The organism is Mesorhizobium sp., assembly GCF_004963255.1.
In the GTDB taxonomy this organism is placed as follows: Bacteria; Pseudomonadota; Alphaproteobacteria; order Rhizobiales; family Rhizobiaceae; genus Mesorhizobium.
On record NZ_SUGA01000006.1, the window covers coordinates 36,861 to 56,857 of the forward strand.

Consider the following 19,997-nt stretch of genomic DNA (forward strand, 5'->3'; position numbering starts at 1 on the left):
TCAAGTGCTCCGTATGGTAGCCCGGCAATCGAGTGCGGCCGCGGCCCGCATTGCGCTGTGCAGTGTCAGCCGTGATGGGCGCACGTTGGCATCGTGGAGCGGGAAATCGGACCGACAGTGCGCGCCTCGACTCTCTTCCCGCCTCAGGGCCGCCGCGGCGATCATCAGTGAGACCAAAGCCGGACCAGAGGCAGCGACACTATTGGCTGCGATCGGCAGCAGGGTCGCCACCGCTTCGCGCATTGCCTCGCCGTCGCGGATGATACCCAGGGCGGCGGAGACAATCGGGCGGACCACGGAAGCGTCTGGTCGTGGAGGGACGAATGTGGAGCATCTGCGCGGTCGCCGGGTATACGACGTGCCGGCAACGCTTTCGGCAACCCAGCTCGCGGTGACCGCCGCTTCGGTGAGCGAGTTGCTGGCCAGGCGGTTGGCGCCGTGCAGGCCGGTACAGGCCACCTCACCGCAGGCCCACAATCCCTCGATGGAGCTGCGGCCGGCGCTGTCTACGGCGACGCCGCCCATGTGATAATGTGCCGCCGGGCGCACCGGGATCAGGTCGGTCGCTGGGTCGATTCCTGCGCTCCGGCACAATTCGGCGATGCCTGGAAAACGCTTGCCAAATCTCGGGCCGAGACTTTGCCGTGCGTCCAGGAATACGCGGCGTCCAACGGCAAGCTGGTGCCAAATGGCGCGCGCTACGACGTCGCGAGGCGCAAGTTCACCGCCAGGTGTGTCGGCGAGGAAGCGCTCTCCTCGCTCATCGATGAGCACCGCGCCTTCGCCACGCACGGCTTCGCTCACCAGCGGCATCGGCCGGCGCGGACCGTCGAGCGCAGTTGGATGGAACTGTATGAATTCCAAGTCGGCGAGTTCCGCCCCCGCCCATGCGGCGAGCGCCAGCCCGTGACCCCATGAGCCAGCGGGGTTTGTCGTGTCGCAAAACAGCCCGCCGACGCCGCCGGTCGCCAGCACCGCGCGACGCGTGGGCAGAGCGAGCGCGCCGGCTCGTCCTGCTGCGACCACGGCGATGACCGACCCGTCCTGCACGACCAGCCGGCGGACCTCCACATTTTCGATAATGGTGATCGAGGCTGTACGCCGAACCGCGGCGACGAGCGCGCGCACCAACTCGCGACCGGTGGCGTCGCCGGCTGCATGCACAATCCGCCGTCGCGAGTGTGCCGCCTCGAGCCCAAGTCGCAACGCGCGGTCAGGGTGCTGGTCGAAGTCGACGCCGAACCTTTGGATCGTCCTAATCGCTTCGGGTGCAGCTCGTACCACTCGCCGCACCGTGGCCTCATCGCAGAGTCCGTCGCCGGCAGCTATCGTGTCGCAAAGGTGAAAATCTGGGCCGTCGTCGCCCCCGAGACTTGCCGCAAGACCGCCCTGGGCAAGTTCACTGCAGGCTCCGGTTCCAAGCGGCGCGTTGGTCAAAAGCACGACCGGTTCCGGCGCCAGATGAAGCGCCGTCATCAGGCCGGCAATGCCGCCGCCGATGACGACCGGCGCCCCCGCGATTTCGCGAACCTCCAGACTCATAGGGAAAGCATGCGCTCGACCGCGCGGCGGGCGGGGCCGGCAATTTCGGGATCAATCCGGACCTCATGCCGGTTCTGCTCGAGTGCGGCGCGAATGTTGGCCAGGTTGATGCGCTTCATGTGCGGGCACAGATTGCATGGGCGAACGAACTCGACGTCGGGATGCGCGACCGCGACGTTGTCGCTCATCGAACATTCGGTCAGAAGGACGACACGCTTCGGTTTCTCACGCTCGACATAATCCGACATCGCCGCGGTCGAGCCGGAGAACTCCGCCTCCGCGACAACGTCTGGTGGGCATTCTGGATGGGCCAGCACGATGACGCCTGGATGGGCATCGCGCAGTTCCCGGATGTCTGCTGCGGTGAAGCGCTCATGCACCTCGCAATGGCCTTTCCAGGCGATGATCTCGACGTCTGTATCGGCTGCCACGTTCCTCGCCAGATATTCGTCCGGGAGCATCAGCACACGCGCCACGCCAAGCGATTCCACCACCGCCTTGGCGTTGCCGGACGTGCAGCAGATGTCGGACTCCGCTTTTACGGCGGCGGAAGTGTTGACGTAAGTAACAACGGGGACCCCCGGATACCGCAGCCGCATTAGCCGCACGTCGTTTGCCGTGATCGATTCGGCCAGCGAGCAGCCGGCGCGGAGATCCGGGATGAGCACGGTCTTGTTCGGATTGAGCAGTTTTGCCGTCTCGGCCATGAAATGAACGCCGGCAACCACGATGATGTCGGCGTCGACCGTCACCGCCTTGTGGGCCAACGCCAGGCTGTCGCCGACGATGTCTGCCACGCAATGAAAAATTTCGGGCGTCTGGTAATTGTGCGCCAGCACCACCGCATTGCGCTCACGCTTCAGCGCTAAGATGGCTTCAATATCGCCGGCGAACGCGGGCCATTCAACGGGTGGGATCACCCGCCGGACACGCTCATACAAGGACGCAGCCATAGGTAACGCCCCAGTCATTGGCGCCTCGATTATATTCGGTTTGACAATAAGGGAATATATCTACCTTGACTATAAGTATGTCAAGCCCGCGCCAGCGGTAATTTTGTCCCGGCGATAGCCCTGTCGTCGAGGACGGCATGCCGGAAGCGATAAAGCTTCGCCGGTCGGCCGCCCGTGTCGAGGGAGGTCTCCCCGGTCTCCTCAACAAGTTCCTGCTGCTCGACCAATCTCCGGAAGTTCGGCTTGTTGATCAGCCTGCCAGCCAAAGCTTCCACGGTTCGCTGCAGTTGCAGCAGCGTGAAGGAAGGCCGCATAAGCTCGAACACGACCGGCCGGTATTTGATCTTCGAACGCAGCCGCGCGATCCCGGTTGCCAGAATACGACGGTGGTCAGCGACCATTGGTTTGCCAGCCGCGGCCGCAATCGCGTCCCTGCCGCCACCGGCCTCCTCAATCAGAGCAGCTTCATAGAGCAACTCGTAGCGTTGGAGCGTGAGTTCCTCGTTCCAATGGCGGTCGTCGAAGCCGAAGGCTATCGCAGCGCGCTGCCGGCGCTCGCGTTGAGTGGTCGGCTCGCTGGCGCCGCCGGCCCACTCAATCAGGCGGGGCCGCAATCTATCGAGCAGCACAGGCGGCGTGCCGAAGCGGTGGTCCTCCCAGGGAAAATATTCGTACCAACTTTGCCAGCCGCACGCGGCCGAGTTCGTTGCCTGTTCCTTCCTGGTCAATGCGAGATAGCTGATTGAGATGACGCGCTGGTGGCGCTCAGTGCCGATGCGATCGCGATCGGCGAAGGTGTAGAGTTGCTCGATGTATCCAAGTGCATGGCCGGTCTGCTGCTCCACCCACCCCCTCAAACCCGACTGCAGTGATCGATGCTCAAGGGCAAAAGGTCCAGAAGGGAGGGTGTCCGCATGACCGACTGTGAGGACACAGGGCTCACTGTCGTTTACGGCGACCACGACGGCAGTCAGGTCCACTTTGGCTTCGTCAGCTTTGACGGCGGCTTTGCCTTTCTTGGTTCTTCTTGTCTGAGGATCCATGTTTGCGAAAGCGGGTTGGCCCAACGGAGCGCCTTAATCGATTGAATGTAACCTTGGAAGCCAGCACGTCAACACCGGAGTACTCAAGCGCTGTTTTTAGCTCTTCGCAGTCGCACAAAAATATGCCAAACGCGACACCCGCTGTTGGTAACGTAAGGGAAGGGGCCTCGGTTGAGCGCGGCTGGTGAGATAAAAGGGATGACTCCTCCAGATATTCGATCGCGAAAAGGCCAGACGCCACTTGTATGCTTGACGGCCTACACCACGCCGGTCGCGAGGCTGCTCGATCGCCACTGCGACATCGTTCTTGTCGGCGACAGCGTCGGCATGGTGCTGCACGGCCTGTCGTCGACGCTGGGGGTCACGCTCGACATGATGATCATGCACGGACAGGCCGTTCGCCGCGGCCTTGAACACGCGCTGATGGTCGTCGACCTGCCCTTCGGTTCCTACGAGGAAAGCCCAGAGCACGCTTTCGGCAACGCTGCGCGCGTGATGGGTGAGACCGGTTGTTCAGCGGTAAAGATCGAGGGCGGCGAGACCATCGCGGAAACCATCCGCTTCCTTACCGCGCGCGGCGTACCTGTCATGGCCCATGTGGGCCTGACGCCGCAGGCGGTAAACACGTTTGGAGGCTATCGTGTGCAGGGCCGGGGAGCCGATGCAGAGCGGATCAGGCGCGACGCCAGGGCGGTAACTGAAGCTGGCGCCTTCTCCTTGGTGCTGGAAAAGATACCGGAGCAGCTTGCACGGCAGATAACCGCCGATATCGACATACCCACCATCGGCATCGGTGCCTCGCCAGCTTGCGACGGCCAGATTCTGGTGAGCCACGATATGCTCGGGCTCTTCACCTCATTTCGGCCGAAGTTCGTCAAACGCTATGCCGAGCTCGGTGAGCAGGCTGAGGCGGCAATCGCCGCTTACGCCACCGATATGCGGAACCGGCACTTTCCGGCGGTCGAACATCTCTATGTCAACGCCTTGAAGGCCGGTGACTTCACATGAGCGTGCCGATCGCTCGAACCGTGAGCGAGCTGCGCGGCGTCGTTGCGCAATGGCGTCGCTCGGGTGCCACGATCGGTATTGTGCCGACCATGGGAGCCTTGCACGACGGGCATCTGAGCCTCGTGCGGAAGGCGCTCGAAAGGGCCGAGCGGGTGATCGTGACGCTGTTCGTAAACCCCAAGCAGTTCAACAGCCCCGCCGACCTGATTGCCTACCCTCGGACGGAAAGCGACGATGCTGCCAAGCTCGCTCTGCTGGGCACGCATCTGCTCTATGTGCCGGACACAGAGGAAATGTACCAGGTGGGCTTCGCCACGGCCGTTTCAGTGTCCGGCATCAGCGAATGCCTTTGCGGCGCATTCCGGCTCGGCCATTTCAATGGCGTGGCGACGGTCGTGGCCAAGCTCTTCCTGCAGGCCGGCGCTGACTTCGCCTTTTTTGGCGAAAAGGATTTTCAGCAACTTCAGCTTGTCAGGCGCTTGGTCCGGGATCTCGACATTCCGATCACTATTGTGCCCTGTCCGACAGTCCGCGAAGCCGATGGTCTTGCGCTATCGTCGCGTAACGTGCGGCTCTCCCCAGCCCAACGCGCCATTGCCCCAAAACTAGCATCGGTCCTGCTCGATACGGCCGAGCGGCTTGCACGCGGCTCCCCCATCCTGCCTACGCTTGATGAAGCGCGTGCAGCAATTCTGGCTGCCGGCTATCGCGAGCTCGAATACCTGGAGCTTCGCGGAGAAACAGACCTGCAATCGTTAGCAAGCCTTGACCGACCGGCACGCTTGCTTGCTGCGGCTTGGCTTGGCGACACGCGGCTCATCGATAACGTCGCAATATCACCCATCGGTAGTTGGTCAGGTGGGCGGAGCTCTCTCCAATCGGAAGCAGCACAGCAATTGCGGTGATGACGGCGGCGCGTCGTATGCCCTGCAGGGACAGGCCATCATTTAGAACCACGTCTCCGTCGGCTTCCAGCAACCTCCGCGAGGTACGCTAAGCGCAGATGCATCGCGTATTTGAAACCTTGGTCGAGCAACTCTCTGCAAGCGTCGATGCCGTCGATCTCCATGAGGCAATGGCGTCCGCCGCAGCCGGGTTCGACTTTCCGCTCTTCGCTTATTTCACCTACCCATCCGCTTCCGGCGACAGGCCGCGATTGATCTCGAATTATCCATCATCATGGACATCACATTACCTGCAACAGCGCTACCACAGCGTGGATCCCGTGATCCTGCGGGGACTGCGGGGCTGGGATACCTTCGACTGGGGTGTGGACCGCGATCACCGTTATTTGCCGACCTCTCAGCAGGAAGTCCTGGAAAAAGCAGCTGAGTTCGGCATTCGCGGCGGACTGACCATGTCGATGCATGATCATCGCGGCCGGTTCGCCGCACTGACCTTCGCCTCCAACGAGGCGCATCCGCCATTTCTGAGGTCGCTGACGCGCTACGAAAAAGCAATGCAACTGGTTGCGATCAACGTTCATATCCATGCCCGGCGCAGGCTCGCCGAAGATTGCGTGGTAGATGGCATAATGCTCACCCGGCGGGAGTTCGAGTGCCTGAAATGGGCGGCGTGCGGCAAGTCGGCCTGGGATATCAGCCAGATTCTCGGTGTCTCGAAACGCACCGTGACCTTCCATCAGGAAAACGCCAAGGCGAAGCTTGGCGTGCGAACCATCAACCAGGCCGTAGTGCGGATGGCTGCTCGGGCGAGATCCTGATCCTCTCCAAGTCTAGCTGTAAAGGTCTACAGGCTGCATTCATGACGGCTTTGCCCTTCGATTGCGTGGACACATCCCGCACGGAGACGACAATGATGCAGCTGATAACACCCGACTGCTACGCCGAGTTTGCGAGCGAACTCAAGGAAATGCACGGACTTAGGTATCGGGTTTTCAAGAAGCGGCTCGATTGGGAAGTGCAGACCGAAGGCGAAATGGAAACGGACTCGTTTGACAGCCTGAACCCCGTCTACCTGCTTCTCAAGGGGTCCGATTGGCGAACTTGCGGCTGCGTCCGCCTTTTGCCGACCACCGGACCGACAATGTTGCGCGATACGTTTCCGACGCTGCTGGATGAGATGGTGGTCCCTGCGAGTGCCGATATCTGGGAGAGTAGTCGTTTCGCGCTCGATCTCCCTGCGACAGCGCCGAAGGCAGCTGGCGGCCTGGCCCAAGCAACCTACGAGCTCTTCGCGGGGATCATCGAATTCGGCTTGGCCAACAATCTCTCCGGGATCGTAACGGTGACAGATACGCGCATCGAAAGGATCCTTCGTCTCGCGACCTGGCCGTTGTCACGTATCGGACAGCCCAAGCAGGTCGGCAACACCGAGGCAGTCGCCGGCTTCCTCGATATTTCCTACGCCAGTCTCTTGCGCATCCGCTGGAGGGGACGCCTCAACGGGCCGGTGTTGTGGCAACCAGTTCTCATCCAATCGGCATAGCGCCTGCGGATGCTCAGCCGTGACTTGAGTTAAGTCTGCTCACGGCCGCCACCGCCGCCGTGAGGGTGAGCGGACCCGCCCCACGAGCTTTCGACTGTTCCGGTCGATTGGCTCGCGCGGCCGGACTTTGGATTTCCGTAGGCGCAACCCGCAGTCCAGCGTGAGCACGCCAAAATGGCGCCCCTCCGCTTCGTCCAAAGAAGCCAACGTGGCTTCTGAGGTCGTCTTAGAATATTGGACCGGCCGCCGTGAGCGATCGCAACCTCAAAGCTTTGCCGGTATGCCGGTTTGGCCGGACCGTCGGCCAGTCGGAGCAGTCCCCCGATAAGGACCCGAGCTGACGCGCGGTCCAACAGCGCCCGAGCCTATGCTTTGTGCATTACCGTTCGGTTGGCCATGTCGTCCAAGACCGCATGAAGAAGGCTTCCAACCTCCTGCGCAGCGAGCTCTGGCGCAATTCCTACATCGGACAATTGAATGAGCATTTTCTTGGCGGCACAGCGCCAGAACGCGCTCGCCGCCTCGCCGTTCTTGGTCTCGAGGGCCTGGGCGATACTTTCGACCAATATACGTCGCCGATGCAGCGGAAATACGCAAATGTTTGATTCATGCATCAATCACCTCACAGATTCAGTTCCACAAAGAAAAACACCGGCGTCTTCAAAAGAGCCCCGCTAGCGCGGTGACGGTTCGCGGCGACATGACGAGTTCCACTTCCCCATCGACAAGCCATTGGGAGATGAGCCGCCGGACCGCATATCCGGGACCGCACATAAGGTGAACCACCATTGCTCATCCGGCTGCATTTTCCTGGGCCGTTCGACGAGGCGTTCCAGCCGAATTGACGTCCAATGACTTGATCTCTGAAAGGGCAGGGCGGTACGAATCACCCGACTGTTCCGCTGCTTACATTCCTGCGAGCTTGTGTATGAACGATTAAAGCGTGCCCGAGCCGTTCTTGGTGGCCGCCGCAGAAGGGAATCATGTCATCCGCTGCCTATCGTAGGCGGCGCGACTTCTAGCATGACTGCACTGCCCCGACAGGGCTTTGCAATCGCGCGTTTCGAAGCCTATGCTTTGGCATCGGCCGGCATTTACTTCGGTGCAGCCGACAGTAAGACGTACGCGCTCTTGCCCCGTTGGAAGAGAGCCTTGCCCGATCCCTCTTTCGCGACCAGGTGCTGAAGCCCTCACCCCGCAGGACTTCGCGCTTTTGCGACCATCGCTGCATCACGTCGAACCGGGCATCAAGGACAAGTTGGAGGTCGCGCATCAGCCGATCAAGAACGTATATTTTCCCGAGAGGGGCATCGCGTCGGTGGTCGCCACCATGACCGGCGGGCGGCAAGGTGAAGTCGGCATTGTCGGCTATGACGGGATGAAAGGAATTGCCGTCATTCTCGGAAAGGAAAGCACTACCTGGCGCCTGCCGGTTGAAAACCTTCGCCCTGCGATTAGCCCGTCGCTTCGCACCTCAGTGCTGGACTATGCCCACGCGTTCCTCGTCCAATCATGCCGGACGGCACTGGTCAATGGCCACTCCAAGGTCGAAGAACGGCTGGCCCGCTGGCAGCTGATGGTCCACGACCGTGCGGAAGGAGATAAGATCCTCCCGACGCATGAATTTCTGGCGACCATGCTCGCGCCCACCGCCCGGGGTCACCACGGCCCTGCAAATGCTTGAGTATCGAGGACTGGTGCACGCCAAGCGCGGCGAGATCACGATCATCGACCGTGCCGGATTGATAAAGCTCACACATGGCGCTTATGACAAGGAGGAGCAGCGTTATTTCGGCCTGGCCGCTGCCTGAAGCATGTCGGTTGAAACGGGTTCAGCCGACGTCTCCTTGCCCCTCACCAGGTCGCCCAAAAGCATCAGCGGTTTTGAACGAATCGCAGCGATTGTCCGCAATCGGACATAGGCTTGAAGGCGGTCGAATTCGTGCCATAAGTCGGGTTGGTCAGGGTTCAGGGAGGAATTCGTCATGACCAATTCGTTTCACACCGTCACCGTCGAAAAAGCCGCAGAAGCCTATGTCCTTTCCAGGGGAAGGGTCCGCTTTCTCTCCATGGCGCAGGCGATCCGCGCCATCCGAACACTAATGCCGGCATGCAAGGCCACCGACCGCGAGTTGGAGGAACTGTTGGCGGCCGCTTCCTTCGTTCATGGCGTGCCCGTCGCCTTCGACACAAAAACAGCCGATGGTGTAGAACCACGGCTGCATTCCTAAGAGGGCATGCCGCGCCATGCAGACTGTCAGAGGGCATTCGTCAGATGGTAGTCCGCTAACTTAACTGCAGAGTCTAAAGGACGTGTTCCAGCATTGCGAACTCACCGATCGCTTTGTTGCCAAAGCTGCCAGCAAGCGATCGCCTCATCCAGCCGTTTGCACCATCTCATCACAGACATCATCGCGATGCTACCTGTCCAGCATATGTCCAGCATTTCGCAAGGCGGCCAGAAGGAGCCTCGCATAGCCTGTGACATCGATCTGGGCCTGCATCGAAAGGGGCATGCTGGTCCAGTTCTCCAACGGTGCAATGAAAGGTGAGAAGGTGCCATTGACAAGGCAACAACAGCTAACAAGGCCCTCTCGGTCCAATGCCACCACACCGATCTTGTCGCCTGGATATCCAATGGCTGCGACTCGCTGGACCTCCAGGTCACCGTCCACCCGCACGTCAAAAAGAAGGCTACCACGGCTCCTCGTGGCTATCTCAGCCGCCTTCTCATCAAAGCTTGAAGAGAGCAAGCGGACGCTTTCCACCGCCATCTGGAAAATCACCAAATCCAGTTCATTCACGGCCATATGGGCATTTCCGCGCAACGGGTGGTGATTGCAATGACACATACTGCTTGTTCACAGATGTCGGTCACGAACGATCATTCGTCGGGTTCCGGTTCCGACCAACGGTGTCGCCACCTGATCGTGCTGCGGTTCGAACCTTCCGAACGCGAGCCGAGCGCGCTATGAGGTTGGAGTCTAGGTCTCGGACCCTGCCTCGCGGCCTGCTCATCTTTGGCAGACCCGTTGCAACGCCGCCGCGATGGCGCAAACGCCAGATGACGCTGATCCATCGCTTGATCGTGAACTGAGCTTCTGAACACCATTGGGACAGCAGGGTGGAAGGGCTTGACCAACGCTGCCCCCGTTTTCCAAGAGGACCCGTCCTCGATTGAATCTTTCGAGCCCCGTGCAGCGCGCAGCCAAATGATGACCATCTGGACCCAGCTCGCAGACCGCAAGGCAAAGAGGGAACCTTCCAGGCAGCCAAGCTGCGTCGACGCAAAGAGCGGCCTTTGGAGTTCCCAGAATCGACCCTTCCATAGTTGCGACAGGCAACCACTGCACGAGTGTGGGAGAGCGAATCGCAAGCATTGCGTGAGGTCCTGCGCGTTTTCCCCTCTTGCTATTTGGCACATCGTTTGCGCCGAAGTGGGCGCAGCGTTCGACCGGAGCACTGCATGGGAGAGGGAGGAGCCCCACCCCGATCCGGTCAAGGAGAGAGACGGTGTTGGTTCCAAGAGTTCCCCGCGCGATCTTAGCGCCCCGCAAGCGCCATTTTGCCCGGACCTACGTGCAGGTACTTGCCGCCATAATCCTGGGTGCCGCAATCGGCTATTTCCATTTGGAGACCGGCCACAGCCTGAAGCCGCTCTGCGATGCCTTCGTCGATGTCGTCAAGATAATCACCGTACCTGTCATCTTCCTGACAATGGCGACCGGCATTGCCGGCATGAGCGATCTGCAGAAGGTCGGCCGAGTTGCCGCCAAGGCGATGGTTTATTTCCTTACCTTCTCGACGCTAGCACTCCTTGTCGGGCTGATTGTCGCGAATATCGTTCAGCCTGGCGCCGGCCTCAACATCGATCCGGCCTCGCTCGATGTCGAAGCCGTTAAGGGCTATGTGGCCACGGCTCACGAGCAGTCCGTGACCAGCTTCCTGATGAACATCATCCCGTCAACGATTGCCAGTGCCTTCGCGGAAGGCGACATCCTGCAAGTCTTGTTCCTCTCGGTCCTGTTCCTCTCGATCCTGTTCGGCGCGGTCTGCCGCTACAACGGCCGCTCGCTCTTCTCTCTCGTCCGATACATCAAGGACGAGCTGCTGCTCGCAATGTCCTCCTCAGAGGCCGCGCTGGCCTCGCTCATGGAGAAGATGGAAAAGGCCGGCGCCACGCATTCGGTCGTGGGTCTCATTCCATTCAATCTGGACGGCACGAATATGATGCTCGCCGCCCTTTTCATCGCCCAAGCGACGAAAACTGATCTCCCGATCGGCTGCCGGATCCTCATGCTGTTTGTCGCATTGTTCCCTTCGAACGGAACAACCCGCATTACCGGTGCAGGCCTCGTCACAATGGCTGCAACGCTCTTTCTTGTTCCGGCCGCACCGGTCACCTCCGTGGGGCTTATTCTTGGCGTCGATCAGCTTATGTCCGAATGCCACGCGCTGACGGTTTTTCTCCGCAGCGTAGCGGCAACGCTGGCTGTCACCCGGTCCGGGGCGAGCGGGATAAACGACGATTCGGGGAGCGCCTCACTAGCGGACCGTTCAGCGCTCTGGCGGTGGACGGTCAAGTCGCCCGGCGTGGTGAACACAATTCCCCGTGCGAACGACGCTCAGCTATTGGGGTGGACCCGATGGCGCAAAGCCGTATTTGAGAAACCGCCAGATCGCACCGGCACCTGTGCGCCTGTAGCAACTGCGGGGCACGATCAAAACTGACCCATTTTACACCAAAAAGGCGGCCGTTGCTGCCACGCCGTCCATGGATTGGAGACTCATGTCTAAGCCGACTGCCATCACTGTCGCAGCTCTTCTTTTACTCCTCGCCTTGCTGGCGAGCCAATATAGCGCGAACCTGCACCGGCAGGCGTGGTCGACCGACAGGCAAAAGTGGAGCGGCGCATTCGACAACGATCTCCTTCGCCAATCGCCGGCAACCCGCAAGGCGATGCCGTTCTGGTCATATTCAATGACTACCACAACTGTCCGCATTGCAGACTGGCTGATATCAACTACCAAAAAGCCTTCAAGCATGAGCCCAATCTGAAGCTTGTGATCAAACAGTTCCCGGTCCTGGGACCGGATTCCCAATTCCCAGCCTTCGCCGCACTCGCCTCGAGAAAACAGGGAAAGTTCGACGAATTCCACCGCGCCCTTATGATTTCCCCCAGTTGAAGGGTCACTCTCAAGATCGCAGCGCGTGTAGGCCTTGACGTTGAGCAGCTCAAGCGGGAATGCAAGATCCGGCCATCGCAGATGAAATGCGCGCGTCCGCGCACTCGCGAAAGGTCTGCACTTAGACGGTACGCCCGCGTTGGTGGTCGGCGATATAGTGGTCGCCGACCTTGTGGACATGGCCAGCTTGCAACGCTTGCATCGCCGATGCGCGCTCAAAGCGTGCTGGCTCTCGTGCGGGGCAGCATCTGTAGACCGGCCACGCTGTTGTTGCCGGAGCGTGCCGTTTGTGGCAGCTGGCTTTGCTGTCGCTCCTCGTAATCTTGTTGCGGTCATCCAGCTGCCGTGGGCGCCAACAACAATCCTGAGCGCCCGCGCCTGAAGTCGCTGGCCGGGTGCTCGTGAACCGAGCCCGCTTTTCTTCGGCAAGCTCAGGCGGTCTTGGCCCTGCGGCATCGCCCCCTGGCGCGGGGCAGCCTTCGGCTGCTGACGGTCGCCGGCCTGTCGGCCGGCGTCTTTCTATTGTGGCCTTCCCCCTGGCGCAGGGTGGGCAGCACTCCCTTCTAGGCCCGCCGCGGCGTCCCGCAACCCTTCGCTTGTCGCTTTCGGGTCCTCCACTCCGTTCCGGTCCTGCTGATGCAGTCCGCCTCCGACGGCGGGCCTTTCCGGTCGCTTTTGCCGCCCACCCCGCTTCCGGGGAGGGCGCGCGATTGTAGAGCGGAGGACATCACGATGCGTGCAAACAACAAACGTTGCGGCAGCCGACAGGCTGGCGCAGACAGTGGCGGGCGCACCGGCGCCAGCCTTTATCAGGAAATCACCGACCGCATCATTGCCGAACTGGAGCGCGGCACCGTGCCATGGGTCAAGCCGTGGGGCAGGGCAAGGACAGGCCTCGGCCTGCCGCGGAATGCGGCCACCCAGCGCCGATATTCCGGCATCAATATCCTGATCCTGTGGGGCGCGGTCATCGAGCGCGGTTTCCCCAGCCAGAACTGGCTCACCTTCCGGCAGGCGCTTTCGCTTGGCGGCAATGTCAGGAAGGGCGAGCACGGCACCACCATCGTTCACGCTGACCGCTTTGTTCCCAAGAACGAAAAGCAACGCGCCGACACCGATGGCGACGAACCGCAGGCGGTGCCCTTCCTGAAGCGCTTCACCGTCTTCAATGTCGCGCAGTGCGATAATCTGCCCGAACATCTTTACGCCGCCGGCGAGCCTCTGCCTGAGCGCGAGATGGTCCCGCAGGCCGAGGCGCTCATTCATGCAACCGGCGCTGATTTTCGCGTCGGCGGCGAGCGCGCCTTCTACATGCCCGGCAGCGACACCATACAGGTGCCGCCGCAGCCGGCTTTCTTCCACCAGATCGACTATTACCGGACCTGCTTTCACGAGCTTGGCCACTGGACCGGCCACCCGAGGCGACTCGCGCGCGACCTGTCCGGCTCCTTCGGGTCCAACACCTATGCGCGCGAGGAACTGGTCGCCGAAATCGCATCAGCCTTCATCTGCAGCAGTCTCGGCATCGAGCCGACCGTGCGCCATGCCGACTACATCGGCTCATGGCTGACGGTTTTGCGCGAGGACAACCGCGCCATCTTCCGCGCCGCAAGCCATGCCTCGAAAGCCGCCGATTTCCTGCTTGGCCGCAATGTCGATGTCGAAGGCGAGGCACATGCCGAAACCGCCTATGGGAGCGCGCAATCCTCACACGCGACCGCCTTGCGCCTCTGATGACGCAAAGCCGCGCGCAACCAACTCGACAGTTCTTTTGAGGTTGCCCTAACGCCGATGGCCGGCGTTGGCGTCGATCGTTCATCGGACCGAGGTTCGCAAAAAAAGAGGGCGGCATTGATGCCGCCCTCTCGTTGCGAAAGCTGCCAGAGCTGGATTAGAAATCCATGCCGCCCATGCCGCCCATGCCGCCGCCGCCCATGCCGCCAGGCATGCCGCCGCCAGCCGACTCCTTCTTCGGAGCCTCCGCGATCATGGCTTCGGTGGTGACCAGCAGGCCGGCGACCGAGGCCGCGTCCTGAAGAGCCGTACGGACAACCTTGACCGGATCGACGATACCCATGGCGATCATGTCGCCATACTCGCCGGTCTGGGCGTTGTAGCCGAAGGTCGCGCCCTTGTTCTCAAGGATCTTGCCGGCAACGATCGATGCTTCCGCACCGGCGTTGGCCGCGATCTGGCGGGCCGGAGCCTGCAGCGCACGACGCACGATGTTGATGCCGGCGGCCTGGTCGGCATTGACGCCGGTGGCCTTGATGTTGGCCGAAGCGCGCAGCAGCGCGACGCCACCACCAGCAACGATGCCTTCTTCGACGGCCGCGCGGGTCGCGTTGAGGGCGTCATCGACGCGGTCCTTCTTTTCCTTGACTTCGACTTCCGTCGCACCGCCGACGCGGATCACCGCAACGCCGCCGGCGAGCTTCGCCAGACGTTCCTGCAGCTTCTCCTTGTCGTAGTCCGAAGTGGTCTCCTCGATCTGCTGCTTGATCTGGGCGACGCGGCCCTGGATCTCGGCCTTCTTGCCGGCGCCGTCGACGATGGTGGTGTTCTCCTTGGAGATCGACACTTTCTTGGCGCGGCCGAGCATGTTGAGGCCGACATTCTCGAGCTTGATGCCGAGGTCTTCCGAGATGACCTGGCCACCGGTGAGGATGGCGATGTCTTCCAGCATGGCCTTGCGGCGATCACCGAAGCCCGGCGCCTTGACGGCGGCGATCTTCAGGCCACCGCGCAGCTTGTTGACGACCAGCGTGGCCAGAGCCTCGCCTTCGACGTCTTCCGAGATGATGAGCAGCGGCTTCGAGGTCTGAACGACAGCTTCCAGGACCGGCAGCATGGCCTGCAGGTTGGAGAGCTTCTTCTCGTGCAGCAGGATGTAGGCGTCTTCCAGATCGGCGACCATCTTGTCGGCGTTGGTGACGAAGTAGGGCGACAGGTAGCCGCGGTCGAACTGCATGCCTTCGACGACTTCCAGCTCGGTCTCGGCGGTCTTGGCTTCCTCGACGGTGATGACGCCTTCGTTGCCGACCTTCTGCATCGCTTCCGCGATCATCTTGCCGACCGACTCATCGCCATTGGCCGAGATCGTGCCGACCTGGGCGACTTCCTCGGAGGTCTTGATCTTCTTGGCCGCCTTGCCGAGAGCGGCGACGACTTCACCGACGGCGAGGTCGATGCCGCGCTTGAGGTCCATCGGGTTCATACCGGCGGCAACGGCCTTGTTGCCTTCCTGCACGATCGCCTGGGCGAGAACGGTAGCGGTGGTCGTGCCGTCGCCGGCGATGTCGTTGGTCTTCGAAGCGACTTCGCGGACCATCTGGGCGCCCATGTTCTCGAACTTGTCCTCAAGCTCGATCTCCTTGGCGACGGTGACGCCGTCCTTGGTGATGCGCGGGGCGCCGAACGACTTGTCGATCACGACGTTGCGGCCCTTGGGACCAAGCGTCACCTTCACCGCGTCGGCGAGGATGTTGACACCGCGCAGCATGCGCTCACGGGCGTCGCGGGAGAATTTTACGTCTTTTGCAGCCATGGTTAGCTCCTGACAGGGGCTCGGGAAGAGCCCGAAAACTCAGTTGATGGAGAGGCCGAAATTCAGCCGATGATGCCCATAATGTCGGATTCCTTCATGATCAGAAGGTCTTCGCCATTGAGCTTGACTTCAGTGCCCGACCACTTGCCGAACAGGATGCGGTCGCCGGCCTTGACGTCCAGGGGCACCAGCTTGCCGCTCTCGTCGCGAGCGCCGGAGCCGACGGCGATGATCTCGCCTTCCTGCGGCTTCTCCTTAGCCGTATCCGGGATGATGATCCCGCCGGCGGTCTTGGATTCGGATTCGACCCGGCGAACGACCACGCGGTCATGAAGCGGGCGGAACTTGGACTTTGCCATGTTGTCTTCCTCGAGTGAGAACGGTGAGAACTGTTCCTCCATCCGGCGAGGCCGCCGGATATGAGTTAGCACTCATCAAAGGCGAGTGCTAACGTGGCGCTGAGATAGGCCGGCGCCTTGCCAGAGTCAAGGCGCGCGAAAGGGGCAAGCGGCGCGAAATTTTTCTCAGGCCAAGCCCCGGGCGGAAATGCGGTGACTGCCATGAAGCATGGGCGAGCAATCCAGCTCGTTATTCCCGGTGCCTTGGCGAACGCAGCACCAGCAGCGGGCAGCGCTCGGCGAGCCCGTATGTGCCGGTCGAGGCCAGCCGGACATCATTGAAGAACGTGCGAGCTTCGTCGACAAGCGTTGCCGCGGGGGCAAAACTGTAGATGGCGGACGAGTTCCGGTAGACGTCGATGGTTCCGATGACCGGCTGTTCCCATCCGGTTCGGGTGGATAGCCCCTCGCGGTCGGGAAACATCTGTTCGAATTGCTCGAGAATTCCCGTCACCGGTACGACGTAGTCCGGTGCGCCGCCGATCGCGGTCATGGCCACCCGCCATTTGAGGTCGTGAAAGGTCGAGACGCCGCCGGCCAACGCCAAGGCGCGGACATCCCGCGGATCGTCGCGTGTCTCGGGGCAGGCGTACAGCCTGATGCCGGCGCGGCCGCTTGCCTTCAACACACGCGCGATCGACGCGAACAGTCTGCGCCTGAGGTCGGCGGCGCCGATGACCGAGAGGCATCCGTCGCCAATCAGGGCCTCGACGCTTGCCTCGTCGAACGGCAGATCGAACCAGTCGCCGCGCACCGCCTTGCGGCTTTCGGTATCGCCCGGCCAGATGCCGGCGATCATGTCGGCCGACTCGTCGATCGCCGTCATCCTGGCGCCAAGCCCGGCGAGCTCCGGCGTCACGCCGAACATCACCACGTGCGATCGAGCGAGGTCGAGTTCGCGGTTATAGGCCTCGACGACTTCCGGCGGCGGCCTGAGCGGCGACCCGAGCAACTGCCAATGCCTGCGAATTGCATTCCAATGCTCTGTCATCCACAAACCCGCCCGTACGACACTGTGTTAGAACGCATAATCGAGGACGCTTAAGAAACCAAGCCGAGGAGGGCGGATGGCACGTATCGCGGTTACTCACGCATGAGTTTGATGCGTTTGAACGCCGTCGCGGGCCGTTGCTGCGTCGCGACAGCCCCTACATGCTCTTCGATCTCCTGGAGGAGTTGAAACGTCGGGGACATTCCGTGCGAATTGTTGCGGGCACTTTGGCAAGGCCGGAGGCGGATATCGCAATACTGCATGTCGACGCGACCGTGACGCCACCCGAACATGTCGAATACGCGCGCACTTATCCCTTCTGCCTCAACATCGGCGCTGCCGATATCTCGAAGCGTCGCGTCAGCGGCGCGGTGATCGACAGGGATCACGGCTGGCGAGGCCCAGTCATCGTCAAGAGCAGCCTAAACAATCTGGGAACGCGGGAGCAGACGCTCAATCGGCGATCGCGCCGCGCCGGCAGGCCGGAGCCATTTCCCGATGCCAGGCTGCTCGATCGCTACCACATCCACGGCTCGCTTGCGGAAGTTCCCCCGGCGGTGTTCGACCGCAAGGATCTCGTGGTGGAGAAGTTTGTTCCCGAGCCCGAGCCCGACGGCTTTGGCGCCCGCTTCTGGCTGTTTTGCGGAGAACGCGAGCGTTGTACCCGGCATGTCTCGCCGCAGAACCTGGTCAAAGGCGAAGATACGATCCGACGAGAGCCGGTTCCGGTTCCCGACGAGCTTCGCGCGCTACGACGCGATCTCGGCTTCGACTACGGCAAATTCGATTTCGTCATGCATGAAGGCAAGGCCGTTCTGCTTGACGCCAACAAGACGCCCGGCCGCGTCCGCAACCTGTCCGCCTTCCTCGCCGCCGGCAACGCCAATCTTGCCGACGGCTTTGAAGGGCTGATCCGTCAACACGTCTAGGAGTCGGGGCTCTACAAAAACAGCCGCAACTGCGTGTGAATGATCGAGCGATAGTCGTCGATCGTGCGCCGGGCTTCCGCCTCGTCTTGCGTCAGCGCCAGCCGCACGACGCCGCCGGCAAGCTGGAAGATCAGGAACACGACCCGCCCGAACGCCTCACGCTGCTCCGCTTGCAGCATCGGCCCGATGTGGTCGCAGAACATTGTTGCCTGGTGCCTGGTCTCCACGATGTCGAGGTGCTGCAGCGCCTTGTCGGCCTGGATGGCGTTCTGCAGGTCCTGGATCGCCGGGTCAGCCGCGACACGGGTATAATAGTCGTCGAGCATGCGATCGGCCGCCGCCGTTACATCGCCCAGCCCGTTTATCCCGGCGATGATCGCGCCGAAGCGCGCCCGGCTTTCCTCGGCAAACCGTTCGTAGAGCATCGCCAGGATCGCCGACTTCGACGGAAAGTAGTGATAGACGGTCGCGATCGGCCCGCCGGCCAGCGCGCCCACCTCCTTCATCGTCACCGCGTCGATGCCCTTTTCGCCGATCAGCCGCATGGTCGTCGCGAGGATCGCGTCGATACGCTCGCGGCTACGCTCCTGCTTCGGCCTGCGCCTGGGTTCCGTCGCCGTTCGCTTTGCATCCGTCATGGCCCGCATCTTTCCCGGAAAAGTGCGAATTCGCGGTTGACAAGAAACATGATCAAGTATCAGTTTCATTAAATGCTGACAACTTGTCAGTTTTTCGACCGGGCTGCAAGGGAGGCATCTCGTGACTGCATCGCAAGCCGCGCAAGCGGAAGAGGGCGATTGGCTTGTCGGCAATCCGACGGGATCGCAGCTTGCCTCGGCACTGTGGATCGGCTCGGTCGGCCTGCTCATCCTTGGCCTTCAGCCGGTGCTGCTCGGCGCGCTCTACACGGAGGGCCATATCACCGGCGATGAGCTGGCGCTGGTCGCCACCGCCGAGATGATCGCGATCGGCATCGGGTCGGCGATCGTGGCCATGTTGCTGCCTGCCAGGAACATGCGCTGGAAGAGTGCGGCGCTGCTCGTCCTGCTCGCGCTCGCCAATTTCTGGACCGCTTATGCCGGCAGCCCCAATGGGCTGATCGGCGCGCGCATACTGGCTGGCCTGGCGGAGGGCGGGCTGGTCGCCGTCGCCACCGAATTGATCGCCCGCTCGCGCCGGGCCGAGCGCATCGGCGGCTATTTCGTCACGCTGCAGACCTTGGCGCAATGCGCGCTGGCGCTGATCCTTGCGCTCTACGCCGTACCCGCCGCCGGGTCGGCCGGCGGCTTCATCGCGCTCGGTGTCGTCTGCCTCCTGTCGCTGGTCGTCGCCTGGATCGTGCCGGACCATTATGCCGATCTGCCCAAGGAAGAGCAGTTCGGCAATGTGGCGACAGTACCGGCGATCACCGCGCTGCTCTCGATCTTCTGCTATTTCATGTTCTTCGGCGCCGTCTGGGCCTTTCTCGAGCCCATCGGCGCGCAGTTCGGCATCGACGGCCGCACCGTCGGCCTGATGGTATCGGCAAGCCTTGCCGCGCAGGTGATCGGCGCCATGACCGCGACGGTCTTTGAGGCGCGCATCGACTATCGTTTTGCCATCACGATCATCGGCATCGTCGCGGCGATCAGCTCTGTCCTGCTTGCGTCCGGCCCGGGTCTTTCAGTCTTCTGGGCGGTTGCGCTGGTGATGGGCTTCATCCTGCTCTTCATCGTGCCCTATCAGATCCGCATGGCAATCACCGCCGACGAGACGCGAACGGCAGTGCTTCTGGTTCCGGCCGCGCAGCTCTTCGGTCTCGCCATCGGCCCGATCGCCGCCTCGCTTTTGATCGATGACGGGAACTTCCGCCCGGTGCCCGAATTCGCCGCAGCGACCGCTTTGGCCAGCGTGCTTTTGCTCGGCGTATTCGTGCTGGTTGCCCGGCGGCACGGTCGGGCCTGAGCGGGGA

Annotated in this window: 21 protein-coding genes; 12 read left to right on the forward strand and 9 right to left on the reverse strand. The window is 61.8% G+C overall.

What is annotated here, in order from left to right; genetic code table 11:
• The 3 genes from E5X34_RS09360 to E5X34_RS09370 form a co-directional block, all read right to left on the reverse strand.
• A complete protein-coding gene (locus E5X34_RS09360) occupies positions 1-1,542 on the reverse strand; it encodes an L-aspartate oxidase (RefSeq protein WP_063169251.1) in 1,542 nt (513 codons plus the stop codon).
• Positions 1,539-2,513, reverse strand: coding sequence for a quinolinate synthase NadA (nadA, locus tag E5X34_RS09365; protein WP_063169250.1), 975 nt, complete (start codon positions 2,511-2,513; stop codon positions 1,539-1,541). Before nadA ends, E5X34_RS09360 begins: the two co-directional genes overlap by 4 nt.
• A gap of 62 nt (positions 2,514-2,575) precedes the next feature.
• Entirely contained in the window at positions 2,576-3,538 is a 963-nt protein-coding gene (locus E5X34_RS09370) for a membrane protein (protein ID WP_024505567.1), read from the reverse strand.
• 171 nt (positions 3,539-3,709) lie between these two features.
• Between E5X34_RS09370 and panB the strand changes: the two genes are divergently transcribed.
• The 4 genes from panB (at position 3,710) to E5X34_RS09390 (ending at position 6,994) form a co-directional block, all read left to right on the forward strand.
• Positions 3,710-4,546 carry a 3-methyl-2-oxobutanoate hydroxymethyltransferase gene (gene panB, locus E5X34_RS09375; RefSeq protein WP_063169249.1) on the forward strand — a complete coding sequence of 279 codons (837 nt, stop codon included), beginning with the start codon at positions 3,710-3,712 and terminating at the stop codon, positions 4,544-4,546.
• Entirely contained in the window at positions 4,543-5,451 is a 909-nt protein-coding gene (gene panC, locus E5X34_RS09380) for a pantoate--beta-alanine ligase (RefSeq protein WP_063169248.1), read from the forward strand. Before panB ends, panC begins: the two co-directional genes overlap by 4 nt.
• A 98-nt stretch (positions 5,452-5,549) precedes the next feature.
• Complete coding sequence (locus E5X34_RS09385) at positions 5,550-6,269, forward strand: LuxR family transcriptional regulator (RefSeq protein ID WP_063169247.1); 720 nt, start codon at positions 5,550-5,552, stop codon at positions 6,267-6,269.
• A gap of 92 nt (positions 6,270-6,361) precedes the next feature.
• Positions 6,362-6,994, forward strand: coding sequence for an acyl-homoserine-lactone synthase (locus tag E5X34_RS09390; protein ID WP_063169246.1), 633 nt, complete (start codon positions 6,362-6,364; stop codon positions 6,992-6,994).
• Positions 6,995-7,359: 365 nt separating this feature from the next.
• Here E5X34_RS09390 and E5X34_RS09395 read toward each other — a convergent pair whose 3' ends face one another.
• Entirely contained in the window at positions 7,360-7,608 is a 249-nt protein-coding gene (locus E5X34_RS09395; RefSeq protein ID WP_063169245.1) for a DUF6074 family protein, read from the reverse strand.
• A gap of 599 nt (positions 7,609-8,207) precedes the next feature.
• Between E5X34_RS09395 and E5X34_RS09400 the strand changes: the two genes are divergently transcribed.
• The 3 genes from E5X34_RS09400 (at position 8,208) to E5X34_RS09410 (ending at position 9,225) form a co-directional block, all read left to right on the forward strand.
• A complete protein-coding gene (locus E5X34_RS09400) occupies positions 8,208-8,678 on the forward strand; it encodes a Crp/Fnr family transcriptional regulator (RefSeq protein ID WP_224570941.1) in 471 nt (156 codons plus the stop codon).
• Positions 8,671-8,805 carry a hypothetical protein gene (locus E5X34_RS09405; protein WP_256754986.1) on the forward strand — a complete coding sequence of 45 codons (135 nt, stop codon included), beginning with the start codon at positions 8,671-8,673 and terminating at the stop codon, positions 8,803-8,805. The genes E5X34_RS09400 and E5X34_RS09405 overlap by 8 nt, the downstream gene beginning before the upstream one ends.
• 174 nt (positions 8,806-8,979) lie before the next feature.
• On the forward strand, positions 8,980-9,225 hold the full coding sequence (locus E5X34_RS09410) for a hypothetical protein (RefSeq protein WP_063169243.1): 246 nt from the start codon (positions 8,980-8,982) through the stop codon (positions 9,223-9,225).
• 189 nt (positions 9,226-9,414) lie between these two features.
• On the opposite strand, the gene E5X34_RS09415 is transcribed toward E5X34_RS09410, so the two are convergent.
• The gene (locus tag E5X34_RS09415; protein ID WP_024505560.1) at positions 9,415-9,804 is read right to left on the reverse strand and encodes a hypothetical protein; all 390 of its coding nucleotides are present in this window, start codon (positions 9,802-9,804) and stop codon (positions 9,415-9,417) included.
• Positions 9,805-10,510: 706 nt separating this feature from the next.
• On the opposite strand from E5X34_RS09415, the gene E5X34_RS09420 reads away from it, so the two are divergent.
• The 3 genes from E5X34_RS09420 (at position 10,511) to E5X34_RS09430 (ending at position 13,915) form a co-directional block, all read left to right on the forward strand.
• Positions 10,511-11,725, forward strand: coding sequence for a cation:dicarboxylase symporter family transporter (locus E5X34_RS09420; protein WP_210326676.1), 1,215 nt, complete (start codon positions 10,511-10,513; stop codon positions 11,723-11,725).
• Between the two features lie 171 nt (positions 11,726-11,896).
• A complete protein-coding gene (locus E5X34_RS09425; RefSeq protein ID WP_224570942.1) occupies positions 11,897-12,181 on the forward strand; it encodes a thioredoxin domain-containing protein in 285 nt (94 codons plus the stop codon).
• Positions 12,182-12,913: 732 nt separating this feature from the next.
• Positions 12,914-13,915 carry a zincin-like metallopeptidase domain-containing protein gene (locus tag E5X34_RS09430; protein WP_063169241.1) on the forward strand — a complete coding sequence of 334 codons (1,002 nt, stop codon included), beginning with the start codon at positions 12,914-12,916 and terminating at the stop codon, positions 13,913-13,915.
• Between the two features lie 157 nt (positions 13,916-14,072).
• Here the strand turns inward: E5X34_RS09430 and groL are convergent, their stop codons facing one another.
• The 3 genes from groL to E5X34_RS09445 all read right to left on the reverse strand — a co-directional run bounded on the left by groL (position 14,073) and on the right by E5X34_RS09445 (position 17,117).
• Positions 14,073-15,728 carry a chaperonin GroEL gene (gene groL / locus E5X34_RS09435; RefSeq protein ID WP_292563312.1) on the reverse strand — a complete coding sequence of 552 codons (1,656 nt, stop codon included), beginning with the start codon at positions 15,726-15,728 and terminating at the stop codon, positions 14,073-14,075.
• A 62-nt stretch (positions 15,729-15,790) separates the two neighbouring features.
• Positions 15,791-16,087, reverse strand: a complete 297-nt coding sequence (groES, locus tag E5X34_RS09440; protein ID WP_010915433.1) for a co-chaperone GroES — start codon at positions 16,085-16,087, stop codon at positions 15,791-15,793.
• A gap of 229 nt (positions 16,088-16,316) precedes the next feature.
• Positions 16,317-17,117, reverse strand: a complete 801-nt coding sequence (locus tag E5X34_RS09445; protein WP_292563314.1) for a methyltransferase domain-containing protein — start codon at positions 17,115-17,117, stop codon at positions 16,317-16,319.
• A gap of 206 nt (positions 17,118-17,323) precedes the next feature.
• Between E5X34_RS09445 and E5X34_RS09450 the strand changes: the two genes are divergently transcribed.
• Positions 17,324-18,046 carry a hypothetical protein gene (locus E5X34_RS09450; RefSeq protein ID WP_292563317.1) on the forward strand — a complete coding sequence of 241 codons (723 nt, stop codon included), beginning with the start codon at positions 17,324-17,326 and terminating at the stop codon, positions 18,044-18,046.
• 11 nt (positions 18,047-18,057) lie between these two features.
• Here E5X34_RS09450 and E5X34_RS09455 read toward each other — a convergent pair whose 3' ends face one another.
• Positions 18,058-18,684: a TetR/AcrR family transcriptional regulator gene (locus tag E5X34_RS09455; protein WP_292563320.1), complete on the reverse strand. Its 627-nt coding sequence runs from the start codon at positions 18,682-18,684 to the stop codon at positions 18,058-18,060.
• A 121-nt stretch (positions 18,685-18,805) separates the two neighbouring features.
• On the opposite strand from E5X34_RS09455, the gene E5X34_RS09460 reads away from it, so the two are divergent.
• Positions 18,806-19,990 carry an MFS transporter gene (locus tag E5X34_RS09460; protein WP_292563323.1) on the forward strand — a complete coding sequence of 395 codons (1,185 nt, stop codon included), beginning with the start codon at positions 18,806-18,808 and terminating at the stop codon, positions 19,988-19,990.
• Positions 19,991-19,997: the final 7 nt, after the last annotated feature.